Below are 17,443 nucleotides of genomic sequence, written 5' to 3'. Positions count from 1 at the left end.
GCTGACAAGTCGACCCATCTGTCCATTGAGCGGACAGTTTGTGCAACACTATTTTGTTGACCGGAAAATGGAACACTTTCCGCAATGCCTGTTGCTATCACGCTTAAACCATTTCATTGCGATTTACACAGAACGGGCGTCCTGTCGCAGTATATTAAGTCGTCGATAGAAACAAGCATTGAAAGGCACAGCAGTAGTCAAACAGTGTGAAACGCTACTGGCGCCTTACAGCGCAAAAAGGCTGGTGACTAAAAAGTCACCAGCCATCAGCCTGATTTCTCAGGCTGCAACCGGAAGGGTTGGCTTATTTAACTTCAACTTCAGCGCCAGCTTCTTCCAGAGCTTTTTTCAGTGCTTCTGCGTCGTCTTTGCTCACGCCTTCTTTCAGAGCAGCCGGTGCAGATTCTACCAGGTCTTTAGCTTCTTTCAGACCCAGGCCAGTTGCGCCACGTACTGCTTTGATAACAGCAACTTTGTTAGCGCCAGCAGCTTTCAGAATTACGTCGAATTCAGTTTTTTCTTCAGCAGCTTCAACCGGGCCAGCAGCTACAGCTACAGCAGCAGCAGCGGAAACACCGAATTTTTCTTCCATTGCAGAGATCAGTTCTACAACGTCCATTACAGACATAGCTGCAACTGCTTCAATGATTTGATCTTTAGTGATAGACATTTAAATTGTTCCTGAATATCAGAATAAGTTTATACGTAAGCGAATGCGTTAAAAAGATAACTGCGATTAAGCAGCTTCTTTCGCATCGCGTACAGCAGCCAGAGTACGAACCAGTTTGCCAGCCGAAGCTTCTTTCATGGTTGCCATCAGGCGTGCAATTGCTTCTTCGTAGGTCGGCAGAGTTGCCAGGCGGTCGATCTGAGACGCCGGGATCAGCTCACCTTCAAAGGCAGCGGCTTTGACCTCAAATTTTGCATTCGCTTTCGCGAACTCTTTGAACAGACGAGCAGCTGCGCCCGGGTGTTCCATAGAGTATGCAATCAGGGTCGGACCAACAAACGCGTCTTTCAGGCACTCGAACGGAGTACCTTCAACAGCACGGCGCAGCAGGGTGTTACGAACAACACGCATGTATACGCCAGCTTCGCGACCTGCTTTACGCAGTTCAGTCATTTTATCTACAGTTACGCCACGGGAATCCGCAACTACTGCAGACAGCGCGCCTTTGGCTACTTCGCTGACTTCAGCAACAATCGCTTGTTTGTCTTGAAGATTTAAAGCCATTAGCTTTGCTCCTGGATGTTTGCCAGAGAAAATCTCTGGAACTCACTTCACTCCTCCAAACGGAGAGAGCGTCTTAATTACGGTGAGCAGAAACAAGCCAGAATATAAAAGAATAATCTTAGCGTTCTGTCACCGTCTACGCAGGGGATTAAGTTTCTTGCGAAACTCCTGCGGTCTTCGACGGAGGCCTGGATAGGCCAGGCTCCAACGAACAAATCTTTTCTATCCGTCGCTATTCAGCTTGTAGCGGCGTTGGCTTCCTTCGTTCGCACCAATCACATAGTTAGCTATGCTCCTGGCGACTCACTCAGTTGCCGCCTTGCTACAACCCGAATATCTCGGATATACGTCTGCATTAAGCATTATACGTGGGGGTAAGATTGTAGACAAAATCACCGCCCACGTAAAGGCATTAGTTTACAGAAGCGCTCAGGCCAGCCTGGTCAACTGCAACACCTGCACCCATGGTGGTGGAGATGCTAACTTTCTTGATGTACACGCCTTTCGCCTGAGTCGGTTTTGCTTTTTTCAGCGCAACCAGCAGAGCTTCCAGGTTTTCTTTCAGTTTGTCAGCGTCAAAGTCCACTTTACCGATGGTGGTGTGGATGATGCCGTTTTTGTCGTTACGGTAACGAATCTGGCCAGCTTTAGCGTTTTTAACCGCTTCAGCAACGTTCGGCGTTACAGTACCCACTTTCGGGTTTGGCATCAGGCCGCGCGGACCCAGAACCTGGCCCAGCTGGCCAACAACGCGCATTGCATCCGGAGAAGCAATAACAACGTCAAAGTTCATTTCGCCTTTCTTGATCTGGTCAGCCAGATCTTCCATACCTACCAGTTCAGCACCTGCAGCTTTAGCAGCTTCAGCATTTGCACCTTGGGTAAATACAGCTACGCGAACGGAACGGCCAGTACCGTGCGGCAGTACAGTTGCACCACGTACGTTCTGGTCAGATTTACGAGCGTCGATGCCGAGGTTAACAGCTACGTCCACGCTTTCTACGAATTTAGCAGTCGCCAGCTCTTTCAGCAGAGCGATAGCTTCGTTGATGTCGTACTGTTTGGTTGCATCAACTTTCTCGCGGATAACACGCATGCGCTTGGTCAGTTTAGCCATTTCTTAGTCCTCCACTACCAGGCCCATGGAACGTGCAGTACCTTCGATGGAGCGAGTCATCGCTTCAATGTCGGCACCAGTCATGTCGGCAGCTTTGGTCTGCGCGATTTCCTGCAGCTGAGCGCGGGAAATTTTACCCACTTTGTCTTTGTTCGGCTTACCGGAACCAGACTTGATACCAGCCGCTTTTTTCAGCAGAACTGCTGCCGGCGGAGTCTTGGTAACGAAAGTGAAAGAACGGTCAGCGTAAACGGTGATTACTACCGGAATCGGCAGACCTTTTTCGATGGAATCAGTTTTTGCGTTGAACGCTTTGCAGAATTCCATGATGTTTACGCCCTGCTGACCCAGAGCCGGACCTACTGGCGGACTCGGGTTAGCCATACCAGCTGCAACCTGCAGCTTGACATAGGCTTGTACTTTCTTAGCCATTATAAATTCCTCAAGTTGGGTGATAACGCCTCTGAGAGGCTCCCCGTGATATAAAAAAATCGTTTTACGGGCAAGGCCCATAAAAACAAAAGGCGCGAAATTGTATTCCAATCTCGCGCCTTGTGCAACGATTAAATCGCCGCTTTTTTGATCGCTGGGTTAGGCTTTTTCAACCTGGCTGAAGTCCAGCTCTACCGGGGTCGCACGACCGAAGATAGAAACAGACACTTTCAGACGAGATTTCTCGTAATCCACTTCTTCAACAACACCGTTGAAGTCAGCGAACGGACCATCATTAACACGGACCATTTCACCCGGTTCAAACAACGTTTTCGGACGCGGCTTATCACCAACCTGCTGCAGGCGGTTCATAATCGCATCGACTTCTTTATCGCTGATTGGCGCAGGACGATCGGAAGTACCGCCGATGAAGCCCATCACACGCGGTACGCTGCGCACCAGGTGCCAGCTCGCGTCGTTCATCACCATCTGAACGAGGACGTAGCCAGGGAAGAATTTACGTTCGCTTTTGCGACGCTGACCGCCACGGATTTCAACCACTTCTTCGGTTGGTACCATGACTTCACCAAACAAATCTTCCATGTTGTGTAATTTGATATGCTCACGCAGCGACGTTGCTACGCGGCCTTCAAAACCGGAAAACGCCTGAACGACGTACCAGCGCTTTTTAGGAGCTTCAGACATCTCAGAACCTCAGGCCAGTGATAAAGGATACCAGGCGAACCAGAATACCATCCAGTCCCCACAGGATCAGTGACATTACTGCGGTAACCGCAGCCACAATCAGCGTGGTGTGCAATGTTTCCTGGCGAGTCGGCCAAATGACCTTACGGACTTCGGTACGCGCTTCACGGGCAAAAGCAACGGTTGCTTTTCCTTTTGTCGTTAACAGCGCGACACCACCCGCTGCAGCAATCAGAATTACTACGGCCAGCGCACGCAGCGGCAGCATAATGTCGCGATAAAGGTAGTTGCCGACAATTGCTACCAGGAGCAATGCCACCACAACGACCCACTTCATCGCTTCCAGGCCGCGCCCGCTTCCTTGAGCTTCGGTATTCGCACTCATAAACCAACCTGTCAGAAGTATTCTACAAACATTTTCACCCCGCGATCGCGAGGCAAACCAAATCGAAACGCGTATTAGCTTTTCGGATTATACGCCCTCAACAGAGCCTGTCTCAGCAATGATTATGACAAAGAAAATCACTGATGAGCCAGGTTCTGGTACGAAAGCGTGCAAAAAGGGCATCAAATGATGCCCTTTTAGTGCGCATTGCGTCAAATGTTATCGGCAATTAGCTCAGAACTTTTGCTACAACGCCCGCGCCAACGGTACGGCCGCCTTCACGGATTGCGAAACGCAGACCGTCGTCCATCGCGATCGGGTGGATCAGGGTAACAACCATTTTGATGTTGTCGCCCGGCATTACCATCTCTACGCCTTCCGGCAGTTCGATGGTACCAGTCACGTCAGTAGTACGGAAGTAGAACTGCGGACGGTAGCCTTTGAAGAACGGAGTATGACGACCGCCTTCATCTTTGGACAGAATGTACACTTCAGATTCGAACTTGGTGTGCGGCTTGATGGTGCCCGGCTTAGCCAGTACCTGACCACGTTCGATTTCTTCACGTTTGATACCACGCAGCAGAACACCTACGTTCTCACCAGCACGGCCTTCGTCCAGCAGTTTGCGGAACATTTCAACGCCAGTACAGGTAGACTTCTGAGTCTCTTTGATACCAACGATTTCAACTTCTTCACCAACTTTGATGATACCGCGTTCTACACGACCGGTAACAACGGTACCACGACCGGAGATGGAGAATACGTCTTCGATCGGCAGCAGGAACGGCTTGTCAATCGCACGCTCTGGTTCCGGAATGTAAGAATCCAGGAAGCCAGCCAGTTCCAGGATTTTCGCTTCCCACTCTGCGTCGCCTTCCAGCGCTTTCAGAGCAGAACCACGAACGATCGGAGTGTCGTCGCCCGGGAAATCGTACTGAGACAGAAGTTCACGAACTTCCATTTCAACCAGTTCCAGCAGCTCTTCGTCATCAACCATGTCGCATTTGTTCAGGAACACGATGATGTACGGAACGCCTACCTGACGACCCAGCAGGATGTGCTCACGAGTCTGCGGCATCGGGCCGTCAGTCGCAGCAACTACCAGGATCGCGCCGTCCATCTGAGCAGCACCGGTGATCATGTTTTTAACATAGTCGGCGTGCCCCGGGCAGTCTACGTGTGCGTAGTGACGGGTCGGGGTGTCATATTCAACGTGAGAAGTGTTGATGGTGATACCACGAGCTTTTTCTTCCGGCGCGTTATCGATCTGGTCGAATGCGCGAGCAGCACCGCCGTAGGTTTTAGCCAGTACGGTAGTGATTGCAGCGGTCAGCGTTGTTTTACCATGGTCAACGTGGCCGATAGTACCGACGTTAACGTGCGGTTTTGTACGTTCAAACTTTTCTTTAGACATCGATTGTCCCTCTAAGACACGGATAAATCGGTGATATCACCACATCAACCAGGCAACATGCCCGACTTGTTGAATGCAATAAACAGAAGGAAAAAACAGGGAGGAGAAAAGAAGTGGTGCTGATAGGCAGATTCGAACTGCCGACCTCACCCTTACCAAGGGTGCGCTCTACCAACTGAGCTATATCAGCACATCTTGGAGCGGGCAGCGGGAATCGAACCCGCATCATCAGCTTGGAAGGCTGAGGTAATAGCCATTATACGATGCCCGCATCCTGGAACTCGGCTACCTGATTTTCATTCTGCACTGAATATCGAGAGAAGCTCTCTTTATTCGAGCCGGTAAGCGAACTTATCGTCTCGGGCTACGCCATCGCGTGGCCGAAATTGGTGGTGGGGGAAGGATTCGAACCTTCGAAGTCTGTGACGGCAGATTTACAGTCTGCTCCCTTTGGCCGCTCGGGAACCCCACCGGACTTGATGGTGCCGACTACCGGAATCGAACTGGTGACCTACTGATTACAAGTCAGTTGCTCTACCTACTGAGCTAAGTCGGCATCAAGTAGCGCGCATTCTATGGAGACATGCGAGTTCATGCAACTAAAAAATTGCATAATTTGTTTTATTGGTCACATTTTATGCGACACGATGAAGAAACAGTCGAACAGAGGGCAAATTAGCACACTTTTTCAACATCATTGTTCTCAACAATGCGCTCCTTCTAAAGCGCAATTCTTTTTATCAGATGGAATATCTGTCACATTGCTTTTCAACGATAGCTTCCTGGGAGAGATTTTTTCTTATTATTCCTCCCCATCTGGTGTTACCCTCCTGCCCATTAACCCATTCAACAGAACTGTGACGCGCCATGGCAAATATCGTTTTGCCGATAGAGCTATGACCGCCAGAAACATGCTTATGAGTATAAAAGAGCAAACGTTAATGACGCCTTACCTACAGTTTGACCGCAACCAGTGGGCAGCTCTGCGTGATTCCGTACCTATGACGTTATCGGAAGATGAGATCGCCCGTCTCAAAGGTATTAATGAAGATCTCTCGTTAGAAGAAGTTGCCGAGATCTATTTACCTCTGTCACGTTTGCTGAACTTCTATATAAGCTCGAATCTGCGCCGTCAGGCAGTTCTGGAACAGTTTCTTGGTACCAACGGGCAACGCATTCCTTACATTATCAGTATCGCAGGTAGCGTCGCGGTGGGGAAAAGTACAACCGCCCGTGTATTGCAGGCACTATTAAGCCGTTGGCCGGAGCATCGTCGTGTTGAGCTGATCACTACAGATGGCTTCCTTCACCCTAATCAGGTGCTGAAAGAACGTGGTCTGATGAAGAAGAAAGGCTTCCCGGAATCGTATGATATGCATCGCCTGGTGAAGTTTGTTTCCGATCTCAAATCCGGCGTGCCAAACGTTACGGCACCTGTTTACTCGCATCTTATTTATGATGTGATCCCGGATGGAGATAAAACGGTTGTTCAGCCTGATATTTTAATTCTTGAAGGGTTAAATGTCTTACAGAGCGGGATGGATTATCCACACGATCCACATCATGTTTTTGTTTCTGATTTTGTCGATTTTTCGATATATGTTGATGCACCGGAAGACTTACTTCAGACGTGGTATATCAACCGTTTCCTGAAATTCCGCGAAGGGGCTTTTACAGACCCGGATTCCTATTTTCATAACTACGCGAAATTAACTAAAGAAGAAGCGATTAACACTGCCATGACATTGTGGAAAGAGATCAACTGGCTGAACTTAAAGCAAAATATTCTACCTACTCGTGAGCGCGCCAGTTTAATCCTGACAAAGAGTGCTAATCACGCGGTAGAAGAGGTCAGACTACGCAAATAATTTAAAGGGGAGCTAATGCTCCCCTTTCTTATTTTTCTGCACTACGCAGGGATATTTCACCGCCCATCCAGGGTTTTATTATTCCATCCTGCTCAAGCAATAAAGCGCCTTGTTTGTCTATTCCGCGTGAAATGCCAAATATTTCTTTATCACCAATGATAAGTTTCACTGGGCGATTAATAAAATTATCCAGTTTTTCCCAGCGCGACAGATAAGGTGCCAATCCTTCTTGCTCGAAGAGTTCCAGCGCCGCACGTAATTCACGTATTAGCATGGCCGCCAACGCATTACGATCGAGATTGATCCCAGCTTCCTGCAGCGTGATCCACCCCTGATTAACGATATTCTCTTCAACACGACGCATTGCCATGTTGATCCCGGCACCAATGACTATTTGCGCCGCATCGCCGGTTTTGCCAGTCAGCTCCACAAGAATACCTGCCAGCTTGCGATCCTGCAGATAGAGGTCATTCGGCCATTTAACACGAACTTTATCAGCGCCCAACTTGCGTAATACTTCCGCCATCACGATACCGATAACCAGACTTAAACCAATCGCCGCAGCCGGGCCTTGTTCCAGACGCCAGAACATCGACAAATATAAGTTTGCGCCAAAAGGTGAAAACCATTTCCGACCTCGGCGACCACGTCCTGCCTGCTGGTATTCAGCAACGCAGGCATCACCCGATTTAAGCTCTCCGATACGATCAAGAAGGTACTGATTCGTGGAGTCAATAACTGGCAGCACGGCTACACTACCGCTATCCAGCTGACTCAATATCTGTTCAGCATTAAGTAACTGGATGGGCTCAGGCAGGCTGTATCCTTTACCCGGAACGGTAAAGACATCAACGCCCCAGTCACGCAGTGTTTGAATATGTTTATTAATGGCCGCCCGGCTCATTCCTAACGTTTCACCCAGCTGCTCACCAGAGTGAAATTCGCCATTCGCTAATAGCGTGATTAATTTTAGCGGAACGGTATTATCCTTCATGAAATCGTCTCCACTGCGCTAACTTCACCTGATGTACCAATAAAGCGAACTTCTGGCTCAAGCCAGACATTAAATTTTTCACCCACTTTCTGTCTTACATGATGTGCCAGGTGCACAATATCTTCGCTTTTTGCATTGCCTTCATTAATGAGAACTAACGCCTGTTGACGGTGTACCGCAGCCCCACCAATTTGTGTTCCTTTTAGCTGGCACTGATCGATAAGCCAACCAGCGGCCAGTTTTACTGAACCATCCGTCTGGGGATAATTTGGTGCTGTTGGAAATTGTGCCAGTAATGCTTTAGCCGTTTCGGCAGATACAACAGGGTTTTTGAAGAAACTACCGGCATTGCCATTCACTTTTGGATCAGGGAGTTTGGTGGTGCGCATATGACACACCGCATCAAATACTTGCTGTGGCGTTACGGTTGTAGGATCCAGACGAGTTAAGTCACCATACGTTAGTACAGGTTGCCACTCTTTTGGCAGGCGCAGACCTACGGCTACAATGGCGAAGCGGTCCTGGTATTCATGTTTAAAAATACTGTCGCGATAGCCAAAACGGCACTCTTTGGCAGTTAAGCGCACTTGCTTGCCTGTCGCCAGTTCAACACAGTCAACATAAGCGCAAACTCGCTGTAATTCTACGCCATAAGCACCAATATTCTGGATAGGTGATGAGCCGACACAACCAGGAATTAACGCCAGATTTTCCAGACCTGGCATACCTTCCTGCAAAGTGTATTTTACCAGGCGATGCCAGTTTTCTCCGGCTCCTACATGTAAATACCACGCATCAGGTTCATCATGAATTTCGATACCTTTGATCCGGTTGATGATCACCGTGCCGCGATAGTCTTCCAGAAAAAGTACATTACTTCCTTCACCCAGAATAAGAACGGGTTGCCCTTCTGCGGTTGCATGCTGCCAGGCATTGAGTAGTTGTTGTTCGTCTTCGGCACATACAATGTGCTGAGCATTATGATCAATGCCAAATGTGTTCCAGGGTTTTAAGGAGTGGTTCATAGCTGCTTTCCTGATGCAAAAACGAGGCTAGTTTACCGTATCTGTGGGGGGATGGCTTGTAGTTATGACGACAGGAAGAGTTTGTAGAAACGCAAAAAGGCCCAGTCTTCCGACTGGGCCTTCTGCTTAATTTGATGCCTGGCAGTTCCCTACTCTCGCATGGGGAGACCCCACACTACCATCGGCGCTACGGCGTTTCACTTCTGAGTTCGGCATGGGGTCAGGTGGGACCACCGCGCTAAGGCCGCCAGGCAAATTCTGTTTCATCAGACCGCTTCTGCGTTCTGATTTAATCTGTATCAGGCTGAAAATCTTCTCTCAATCCGCCAAAACATCTTCGGCGTTGTAAGGTTAAGCCTCACGGTTCATTAGTACCGGTTAGCTCAACGCATCGCTGCGCTTACACACCCGGCCTATCAACGTCGTCGTCTTCAACGTTCCTTCAGGACCCTTAAAGGGTCAGGGAGAACTCATCTCGGGGCAAGTTTCGTGCTTAGATGCTTTCAGCACTTATCTCTTCCGCATTTAGCTACCGGGCAGTGCCATTGGCATGACAACCCGAACACCAGTGATGCGTCCACTCCGGTCCTCTCGTACTAGGAGCAGCCCCCCTCAGTTCTCCAGCGCCCACGGCAGATAGGGACCGAACTGTCTCACGACGTTCTAAACCCAGCTCGCGTACCACTTTAAATGGCGAACAGCCATACCCTTGGGACCTACTTCAGCCCCAGGATGTGATGAGCCGACATCGAGGTGCCAAACACCGCCGTCGATATGAACTCTTGGGCGGTATCAGCCTGTTATCCCCGGAGTACCTTTTATCCGTTGAGCGATGGCCCTTCCATTCAGAACCACCGGATCACTATGACCTGCTTTCGCACCTGCTCGCGCCGTCACGCTCGCAGTCAAGCTGGCTTATGCCATTGCACTAACCTCCTGATGTCCGACCAGGATTAGCCAACCTTCGTGCTCCTCCGTTACTCTTTAGGAGGAGACCGCCCCAGTCAAACTACCCACCAGACACTGTCCGCAACCCCGATAAGGGGCCTACGTTAGAACATCAAACATTAAAGGGTGGTATTTCAAGGTCGGCTCCATGCAGACTGGCGTCCACACTTCAAAGCCTCCCACCTATCCTACACATCAAGGCTCAATGTTCAGTGTCAAGCTATAGTAAAGGTTCACGGGGTCTTTCCGTCTTGCCGCGGGTACACTGCATCTTCACAGCGAGTTCAATTTCACTGAGTCTCGGGTGGAGACAGCCTGGCCATCATTACGCCATTCGTGCAGGTCGGAACTTACCCGACAAGGAATTTCGCTACCTTAGGACCGTTATAGTTACGGCCGCCGTTTACCGGGGCTTCGATCAAGAGCTTCGCGTTACCGCTAACCCCATCAATTAACCTTCCGGCACCGGGCAGGCGTCACACCGTATACGTCCACTTTCGTGTTTGCACAGTGCTGTGTTTTTAATAAACAGTTGCAGCCAGCTGGTATCTTCGACTGATTTCAGCTCCACGAGCAAGTCGCTTCACCTACATATCAGCGTGCCTTCTCCCGAAGTTACGGCACCATTTTGCCTAGTTCCTTCACCCGAGTTCTCTCAAGCGCCTTGGTATTCTCTACCTGACCACCTGTGTCGGTTTGGGGTACGATTTGATGTTACCTGATGCTTAGAGGCTTTTCCTGGAAGCAGGGCATTTGTTGCTTCAGCACCGTAGTGCCTCGTCATCACGCCTCAGCCTTGATTTTCCGGATTTGCCTGGAAAACCAGCCTACACGCTTAAACCGGGACAACCGTCGCCCGGCCAACATAGCCTTCTCCGTCCCCCCTTCGCAGTAACACCAAGTACAGGAATATTAACCTGTTTCCCATCGACTACGCCTTTCGGCCTCGCCTTAGGGGTCGACTCACCCTGCCCCGATTAACGTTGGACAGGAACCCTTGGTCTTCCGGCGAGCGGGCTTTTCACCCGCTTTATCGTTACTTATGTCAGCATTCGCACTTCTGATACCTCCAGCATACCTCACAGTACACCTTCGCAGGCTTACAGAACGCTCCCCTACCCAACAACGCATAAGCGTCGCTGCCGCAGCTTCGGTGCATGGTTTAGCCCCGTTACATCTTCCGCGCAGGCCGACTCGACCAGTGAGCTATTACGCTTTCTTTAAATGATGGCTGCTTCTAAGCCAACATCCTGGCTGTCTGGGCCTTCCCACATCGTTTCCCACTTAACCATGACTTTGGGACCTTAGCTGGCGGTCTGGGTTGTTTCCCTCTTCACGACGGACGTTAGCACCCGCCGTGTGTCTCCCGTGATAACATTCTCCGGTATTCGCAGTTTGCATCGGGTTGGTAAGTCGGGATGACCCCCTTGCCGAAACAGTGCTCTACCCCCGGAGATGAATTCACGAGGCGCTACCTAAATAGCTTTCGGGGAGAACCAGCTATCTCCCGGTTTGATTGGCCTTTCACCCCCAGCCACAAGTCATCCGCTAATTTTTCAACATTAGTCGGTTCGGTCCTCCAGTTAGTGTTACCCAACCTTCAACCTGCCCATGGCTAGATCACCGGGTTTCGGGTCTATACCCTGCAACTTAACGCCCAGTTAAGACTCGGTTTCCCTTCGGCTCCCCTATTCGGTTAACCTTGCTACAGAATATAAGTCGCTGACCCATTATACAAAAGGTACGCAGTCACCCCATAAAGAGGCTCCCACTGCTTGTACGTACACGGTTTCAGGTTCTTTTTCACTCCCCTCGCCGGGGTTCTTTTCGCCTTTCCCTCACGGTACTGGTTCACTATCGGTCAGTCAGGAGTATTTAGCCTTGGAGGATGGTCCCCCCATATTCAGACAGGATACCACGTGTCCCGCCCTACTCATCGAGCTCACAGCATGTGCATTTTTGTGTACGGGGCTGTCACCCTGTATCGCGCGCCTTTCCAGACGCTTCCACTAACACACACACTGATTCAGGCTCTGGGCTCCTCCCCGTTCGCTCGCCGCTACTGGGGGAATCTCGGTTGATTTCTTTTCCTCGGGGTACTTAGATGTTTCAGTTCCCCCGGTTCGCCTCATTAACCTATGGATTCAGTTAATGATAGTGTGACGAATCACACTGGGTTTCCCCATTCGGAAATCGCCGGTTATAACGGTTCATATCACCTTACCGACGCTTATCGCAGATTAGCACGTCCTTCATCGCCTCTGACTGCCAGGGCATCCACCGTGTACGCTTAGTCGCTTAACCTCACAACCCGAAAATGTTTCTTTCGATTCATCATCGTGTTGCGAAAATTTGAGAGACTCACGAACAACTTTCGTTGTTCAGTGTTTCAATTTTCAGCTTGATCCAGATTTTTAAAGAGCAAATATCTTAAACATGACTCGTAAGTCATCTTTAACGATATCAAGGTCGGCGACTTTCACTCACAAACCAGCAAGTGGCGTCCCCTAGGGGATTCGAACCCCTGTTACCGCCGTGAAAGGGCGGTGTCCTGGGCCTCTAGACGAAGGGGACACGAAAATTGCTTATCACGCGCTGCGTGATATTTTCGTGTAGGGTGAGCTTTCATTAACAGAAAGCGAACGGCCTTATTCTCTTCAGCCTCACTCCCAACGCGTAAACGCCTTGCTTTTCACTTTCTATCAGACAATCTGTGTGAGCACTGCAAAGCACAGTTCTTTAAGGTAAGGAGGTGATCCAACCGCAGGTTCCCCTACGGTTACCTTGTTACGACTTCACCCCAGTCATGAATCACAAAGTGGTAAGCGCCCTCCCGAAGGTTAAGCTACCTACTTCTTTTGCAACCCACTCCCATGGTGTGACGGGCGGTGTGTACAAGGCCCGGGAACGTATTCACCGTGGCATTCTGATCCACGATTACTAGCGATTCCGACTTCATGGAGTCGAGTTGCAGACTCCAATCCGGACTACGACGCACTTTATGAGGTCCGCTTGCTCTCGCGAGGTCGCTTCTCTTTGTATGCGCCATTGTAGCACGTGTGTAGCCCTGGTCGTAAGGGCCATGATGACTTGACGTCATCCCCACCTTCCTCCAGTTTATCACTGGCAGTCTCCTTTGAGTTCCCGGCCGGACCGCTGGCAACAAAGGATAAGGGTTGCGCTCGTTGCGGGACTTAACCCAACATTTCACAACACGAGCTGACGACAGCCATGCAGCACCTGTCTCACAGTTCCCGAAGGCACCAATCCATCTCTGGAAAGTTCTGTGGATGTCAAGACCAGGTAAGGTTCTTCGCGTTGCATCGAATTAAACCACATGCTCCACCGCTTGTGCGGGCCCCCGTCAATTCATTTGAGTTTTAACCTTGCGGCCGTACTCCCCAGGCGGTCGACTTAACGCGTTAGCTCCGGAAGCCACGCCTCAAGGGCACAACCTCCAAGTCGACATCGTTTACGGCGTGGACTACCAGGGTATCTAATCCTGTTTGCTCCCCACGCTTTCGCACCTGAGCGTCAGTCTTCGTCCAGGGGGCCGCCTTCGCCACCGGTATTCCTCCAGATCTCTACGCATTTCACCGCTACACCTGGAATTCTACCCCCCTCTACGAGACTCAAGCTTGCCAGTATCAGATGCAGTTCCCAGGTTGAGCCCGGGGATTTCACATCTGACTTAACAAACCGCCTGCGTGCGCTTTACGCCCAGTAATTCCGATTAACGCTTGCACCCTCCGTATTACCGCGGCTGCTGGCACGGAGTTAGCCGGTGCTTCTTCTGCGGGTAACGTCAATGAGCAAAGGTATTAACTTTACTCCCTTCCTCCCCGCTGAAAGTACTTTACAACCCGAAGGCCTTCTTCATACACGCGGCATGGCTGCATCAGGCTTGCGCCCATTGTGCAATATTCCCCACTGCTGCCTCCCGTAGGAGTCTGGACCGTGTCTCAGTTCCAGTGTGGCTGGTCATCCTCTCAGACCAGCTAGGGATCGTCGCCTAGGTGAGCCGTTACCCCACCTACTAGCTAATCCCATCTGGGCACATCCGATGGCAAGAGGCCCGAAGGTCCCCCTCTTTGGTCTTGCGACGTTATGCGGTATTAGCTACCGTTTCCAGTAGTTATCCCCCTCCATCAGGCAGTTTCCCAGACATTACTCACCCGTCCGCCACTCGTCAGCGAATCAGCAAGCTGATTCCTGTTACCGTTCGACTTGCATGTGTTAGGCCTGCCGCCAGCGTTCAATCTGAGCCATGATCAAACTCTTCAATTTAAAAGTTTGATGCTCAAAGAATTAAACTTCGTAATGAATTACGTGTTCACTCTTGAGACTTGGTATTCATTTTTCGTCTTGCGACGTTAAGAATCCGTATCTTCGAGTGCCCACACAGATTGTCTGATAAATTGTTAAAGAGCAGTGCCGCTTCGCTTTTTCTCAGCGGCGCGGGGTGTGCATGATACGCTTTCCCGCTCCAGAGTCAAGCATTTTTTTGCTTTTCTCTGTCGAGATTCTCAGGAGAATCTCGCTGACCCGGCGGCGTGTTTGCCGTTGTTCCGTGTCAGTGGTGGCGCATTATAGGGAGTTATTCCGGCCTGACAAGAGGAAATTTAAAATAATTTTCCGACCGCGCAACATTCAACCAAATCAGTCTAAAACTGCCAGTTTTTCGAGCGTTTCGAAGCCGTAGCGCTGTAAAACGGGCAATAATTGTTCAGCTTCTGGCGTCATTGCCATACAAAAGGCAATATTCGCATCGGCGGATTTTGCATCCGGGGCTTCATGTTCTAACAACCATGCCGTTCGGCGAGCAATCGCTGCGCCAGAATCCACCAGCCGTGTTCCCTCTGGCAGCACTTGTAACAGTTCTTCTTGTAGTAGAGGGAAGTGGGTACACCCCAGAACAACGGTATCTGGTGGCTCTTTCATTCTTAACCACGGGCGCAAGATACGCTTTAGTGCATCCAGAGAAACATCTTCGCCATGCAGCTTCGCTTCAGCCAACTCAACCATCTCTGCCGAGCCCAGCATTTCTATCTGGCATTCATTAGCGAAACGCGCGATCAGCTCATGAGTATAAGAACGTTTAACTGTTCCGCGGGTTGCCAGTAATCCGACAATGCCATTAGCTGTCAGACGTGCCGCTGGCTTAATCGCCGGCACGACACCAACAACCGGGAAGTCGAACTTTTCGCGTAATGCAGGAAGTGAAACGGTACTGGCGGTGTTGCAAGCGACCACTGCCAGCGCAAGGGGATAGCGTTCTTGCACTGCGGTGACAATTGCCACCACTCGCTCAACAATAAACTCTTCGCTTTTTTCGCCATACGGGAAAGCGACGTTATCGAAAGCATAAATGTAATGGAGATCCGGTAAGAGATGCCGGATCTCGTCATAGACCGACAACCCACCGACGCCGGAGTCAAACACCAGCACGGTGGGACGTGGTTCAGAAGGTGTAGCTGCCAGACAAGGTGTATTCCCGTCCTGCAGTTTGGTAGCCATAGACTGTCTCATAATCTTTGTCGAACAGGTTGGCTATTTTACCACGAACTGTCAGGTGAGAGGTGACCGGATACGCAACCGCAAGATCCCACAAGCTCACACCGCCCATTTTCACGGTTTGATACGGCCAGGAGGAGTAATCCTTATCATAGCGAGTGCCTAAATACTGATAAGTAATACCCCAGTCGAAGTCATACAACTGCCAGTCGAGCTGGTATTTCACCTGCTGTTTAGCACGGCGTAACAACGGCGTGTCGGTAATTGCATTGTGCGCATCGACATAATCATAACTCACAGTATGCGTCAGTGGTCCGGTATCAAAATTGGCGATCGCCTCGACGCCCTTAATTCGCGCTTTCCCTTCGTTATAGTATTTCAGGGTGTGATCATCGTAATCGATCAAGTCACTGACATCGTTACGATATCCAGAAATACGCCAGTTCACCCCAGCGGTTAAGCCTTCAAACGCGCCTTCCCACTGTTTGCTTTTCTCAGGTTCCAGATTTGGATTTCCGTAGAAGCCATACAGTTGTCCAAGATTTGGTGCCTTATAAGATGTCCCGTAGGAAGCAATGAAGCGATAGCCTTCGATGAATTCCCAACCAGCGCTGGTTTGCCAGGTTCCATGACGACCAAACTGTGAGTTATCGTCGCTGCGTGCTGCGCCTTCAAAGGTAAAATCGCCGACTTGTTGCAGCCCGGTCAGATAGATGCCGGTATTACGTTGATCATATCCATCCTCAACATAACCTGTACCCGGCGTCGTAGTCTGTTTCTGCCAGTCGACACCCGCACCAATACTACCGTGACCAACGATGACATTGTTTGCCCACTGGACGGTGTATTGCTTCATCTCATCGAGCGTCGCCGACGAATCATAACGACCATAATGCGGATCGTAGTTGTAATCTTTGCTATGGCTATAGCTGGTAATGAGTTGTGATTTAATCAGTTCGCCGTTATAGCGCAGCCCGGCGTCCCAACTTTGGCTATAGAGTTTACGGGTATCGAGCAACGGTGAGCCGGGAGAATAATATGCGTCATAATTGGTACGGTTATCATAGCCATAGCCGCGCACAAAACCGCTCCAGACATCAGTAAAGTTATGCTCCAGCGCGCCATAAAGCGTTTTACTTAAAAAACCATCGTTATCTGGCTGAGCTTGCGTTCCGGTATTACCATAGGCGACAACATCATAACCATGAGTATGGGCATAATCGCCCAACAGCGTTACCCGTGTCTTATCTCCCAGTTGTTGCTGTGTAGAAACATCATAGTTCTGATAGCTATTGCTTCCCCACCCTGCTGAAATTTCCGTTCCGGGTTGATCGCGCGTCGTGATGATATTCACGACCCCACCTATTGCATCGGAACCATAGACGGCGGAGCGCGGCCCACGGATATATTCAACACGCTGGACAAGCGCAATAGGGAACTGGCTAAGGTCGGCAGAACCACTCACCCCCGCCAGATTCAGGCGGACGCCATCAATTAATACCAGCACATGACTGGCATTTGTACCGCGAATAAAAATAGATGAGAGCTGACCTGAACCGCCGTTTTGGGTGATATCGACACCCGGAAGACGGCGCAGCACATCATTGACCGAGGTCGACTGCCAGCGGTCGATATCCTGACGCGTCACAACGGTGGTTGGTGCAAGCACAGTGCTGCGCGGCTGTTCAAAACGGTTAGCAGTAACGACGAGAGTATCCGGGCTGGTATCCTGTGCCCAAGCGGAAAAGGCTGTGACAGAACACGCCGTCAGCAGCGAAGCTTTTTTAATCATTGTAAAGCATCCACA

At 50.3% G+C, this 17,443-nt stretch carries 12 protein-coding genes, 5 tRNA genes and 3 rRNA genes; 1 reads left to right on the top strand and 19 read right to left on the bottom strand.

Going from position 1 to position 17,443, the window contains the following annotated elements:
• Positions 1-304: 304 nt before the first annotated feature.
• The 11 genes from rplL to QUE74_RS24725 all read right to left on the bottom strand — a co-directional run bounded on the left by rplL (position 305) and on the right by QUE74_RS24725 (position 5,843).
• Complete coding sequence (gene rplL / locus QUE74_RS24775; protein ID WP_000028878.1) at positions 305-670, bottom strand: 50S ribosomal protein L7/L12; 366 nt, start codon at positions 668-670, stop codon at positions 305-307.
• Between the two features lie 66 nt (positions 671-736).
• Positions 737-1,234 (bottom strand): 50S ribosomal protein L10, encoded by a 498-nt coding sequence (gene rplJ / locus QUE74_RS24770; RefSeq protein ID WP_001207201.1) that lies wholly within the window; start codon positions 1,232-1,234, stop codon positions 737-739.
• 412 nt (positions 1,235-1,646) lie between these two features.
• The gene (gene rplA, locus QUE74_RS24765; RefSeq protein WP_001096680.1) at positions 1,647-2,351 is read right to left on the bottom strand and encodes a 50S ribosomal protein L1; all 705 of its coding nucleotides are present in this window, start codon (positions 2,349-2,351) and stop codon (positions 1,647-1,649) included.
• Between the two features lie 3 nt (positions 2,352-2,354).
• Positions 2,355-2,783: a 50S ribosomal protein L11 gene (gene rplK / locus QUE74_RS24760; protein WP_001085926.1), complete on the bottom strand. Its 429-nt coding sequence runs from the start codon at positions 2,781-2,783 to the stop codon at positions 2,355-2,357.
• Between the two features lie 159 nt (positions 2,784-2,942).
• A complete protein-coding gene (nusG, locus tag QUE74_RS24755) occupies positions 2,943-3,488 on the bottom strand; it encodes a transcription termination/antitermination protein NusG (RefSeq protein ID WP_001287516.1) in 546 nt (181 codons plus the stop codon).
• A gap of 1 nt (position 3,489) precedes the next feature.
• On the bottom strand, positions 3,490-3,873 hold the full coding sequence (gene secE, locus QUE74_RS24750) for a preprotein translocase subunit SecE (protein ID WP_001275702.1): 384 nt from the start codon (positions 3,871-3,873) through the stop codon (positions 3,490-3,492).
• Between the two features lie 229 nt (positions 3,874-4,102).
• Positions 4,103-5,287, bottom strand: coding sequence for an elongation factor Tu (tuf, locus tag QUE74_RS24745; RefSeq protein WP_000031784.1), 1,185 nt, complete (start codon positions 5,285-5,287; stop codon positions 4,103-4,105).
• A 114-nt stretch (positions 5,288-5,401) separates the two neighbouring features.
• Positions 5,402-5,477: transfer RNA gene (locus tag QUE74_RS24740), tRNA-Thr, on the bottom strand.
• Between the two features lie 6 nt (positions 5,478-5,483).
• Positions 5,484-5,558, bottom strand: a tRNA-Gly gene (locus QUE74_RS24735).
• Between the two features lie 116 nt (positions 5,559-5,674).
• Positions 5,675-5,759: transfer RNA gene (locus QUE74_RS24730), tRNA-Tyr, on the bottom strand.
• 8 nt (positions 5,760-5,767) lie between these two features.
• A tRNA-Thr gene (locus QUE74_RS24725) sits at positions 5,768-5,843 on the bottom strand.
• A 361-nt stretch (positions 5,844-6,204) separates the two neighbouring features.
• Here QUE74_RS24725 and coaA point away from each other — a divergent pair.
• The gene (gene coaA, locus QUE74_RS24720; protein ID WP_000023085.1) at positions 6,205-7,155 is read left to right on the top strand and encodes a type I pantothenate kinase; all 951 of its coding nucleotides are present in this window, start codon (positions 6,205-6,207) and stop codon (positions 7,153-7,155) included.
• A 28-nt stretch (positions 7,156-7,183) separates the two neighbouring features.
• Here coaA and birA read toward each other — a convergent pair whose 3' ends face one another.
• From birA to btuB, 8 genes are all read right to left on the bottom strand, one after another.
• Positions 7,184-8,149: a bifunctional biotin--[acetyl-CoA-carboxylase] ligase/biotin operon repressor BirA gene (gene birA / locus QUE74_RS24715; protein WP_000654643.1), complete on the bottom strand. Its 966-nt coding sequence runs from the start codon at positions 8,147-8,149 to the stop codon at positions 7,184-7,186.
• The gene (murB, locus tag QUE74_RS24710) at positions 8,146-9,174 is read right to left on the bottom strand and encodes a UDP-N-acetylmuramate dehydrogenase (protein WP_001016657.1); all 1,029 of its coding nucleotides are present in this window, start codon (positions 9,172-9,174) and stop codon (positions 8,146-8,148) included. Before murB ends, birA begins: the two co-directional genes overlap by 4 nt.
• A 136-nt stretch (positions 9,175-9,310) precedes the next feature.
• Positions 9,311-9,426: ribosomal RNA gene (gene rrf / locus QUE74_RS24705) — 5S ribosomal RNA — on the bottom strand.
• Between the two features lie 95 nt (positions 9,427-9,521).
• A 23S ribosomal RNA gene (locus QUE74_RS24700) occupies positions 9,522-12,426 on the bottom strand.
• Between the two features lie 194 nt (positions 12,427-12,620).
• Positions 12,621-12,696, bottom strand: a tRNA-Glu gene (locus QUE74_RS24695).
• 171 nt (positions 12,697-12,867) lie between these two features.
• Positions 12,868-14,409: ribosomal RNA gene (locus QUE74_RS24690) — 16S ribosomal RNA — on the bottom strand.
• Together the 16S, 23S and 5S rRNA genes with 1 tRNA gene alongside form the textbook arrangement of a ribosomal RNA operon.
• Before the next feature lie 372 nt (positions 14,410-14,781).
• Positions 14,782-15,639, bottom strand: a complete 858-nt coding sequence (murI, locus tag QUE74_RS24685) for a glutamate racemase (protein WP_001696387.1) — start codon at positions 15,637-15,639, stop codon at positions 14,782-14,784.
• Positions 15,584-17,428: a TonB-dependent vitamin B12 receptor BtuB gene (btuB, locus tag QUE74_RS24680; RefSeq protein WP_001355358.1), complete on the bottom strand. Its 1,845-nt coding sequence runs from the start codon at positions 17,426-17,428 to the stop codon at positions 15,584-15,586. The genes murI and btuB overlap by 56 nt, the downstream gene beginning before the upstream one ends.
• Positions 17,429-17,443 lie beyond the last annotated feature (15 nt).

The organism is Escherichia sp. 10290 (genome assembly GCF_030295155.1).
Taxonomy (GTDB): Bacteria; Pseudomonadota; Gammaproteobacteria; order Enterobacterales; family Enterobacteriaceae; genus Escherichia; species Escherichia coli_F.
The sequence above is the reverse complement of the archived record's forward strand: the minus strand, read 5'-3'. Positions and strand labels throughout refer to the sequence as shown.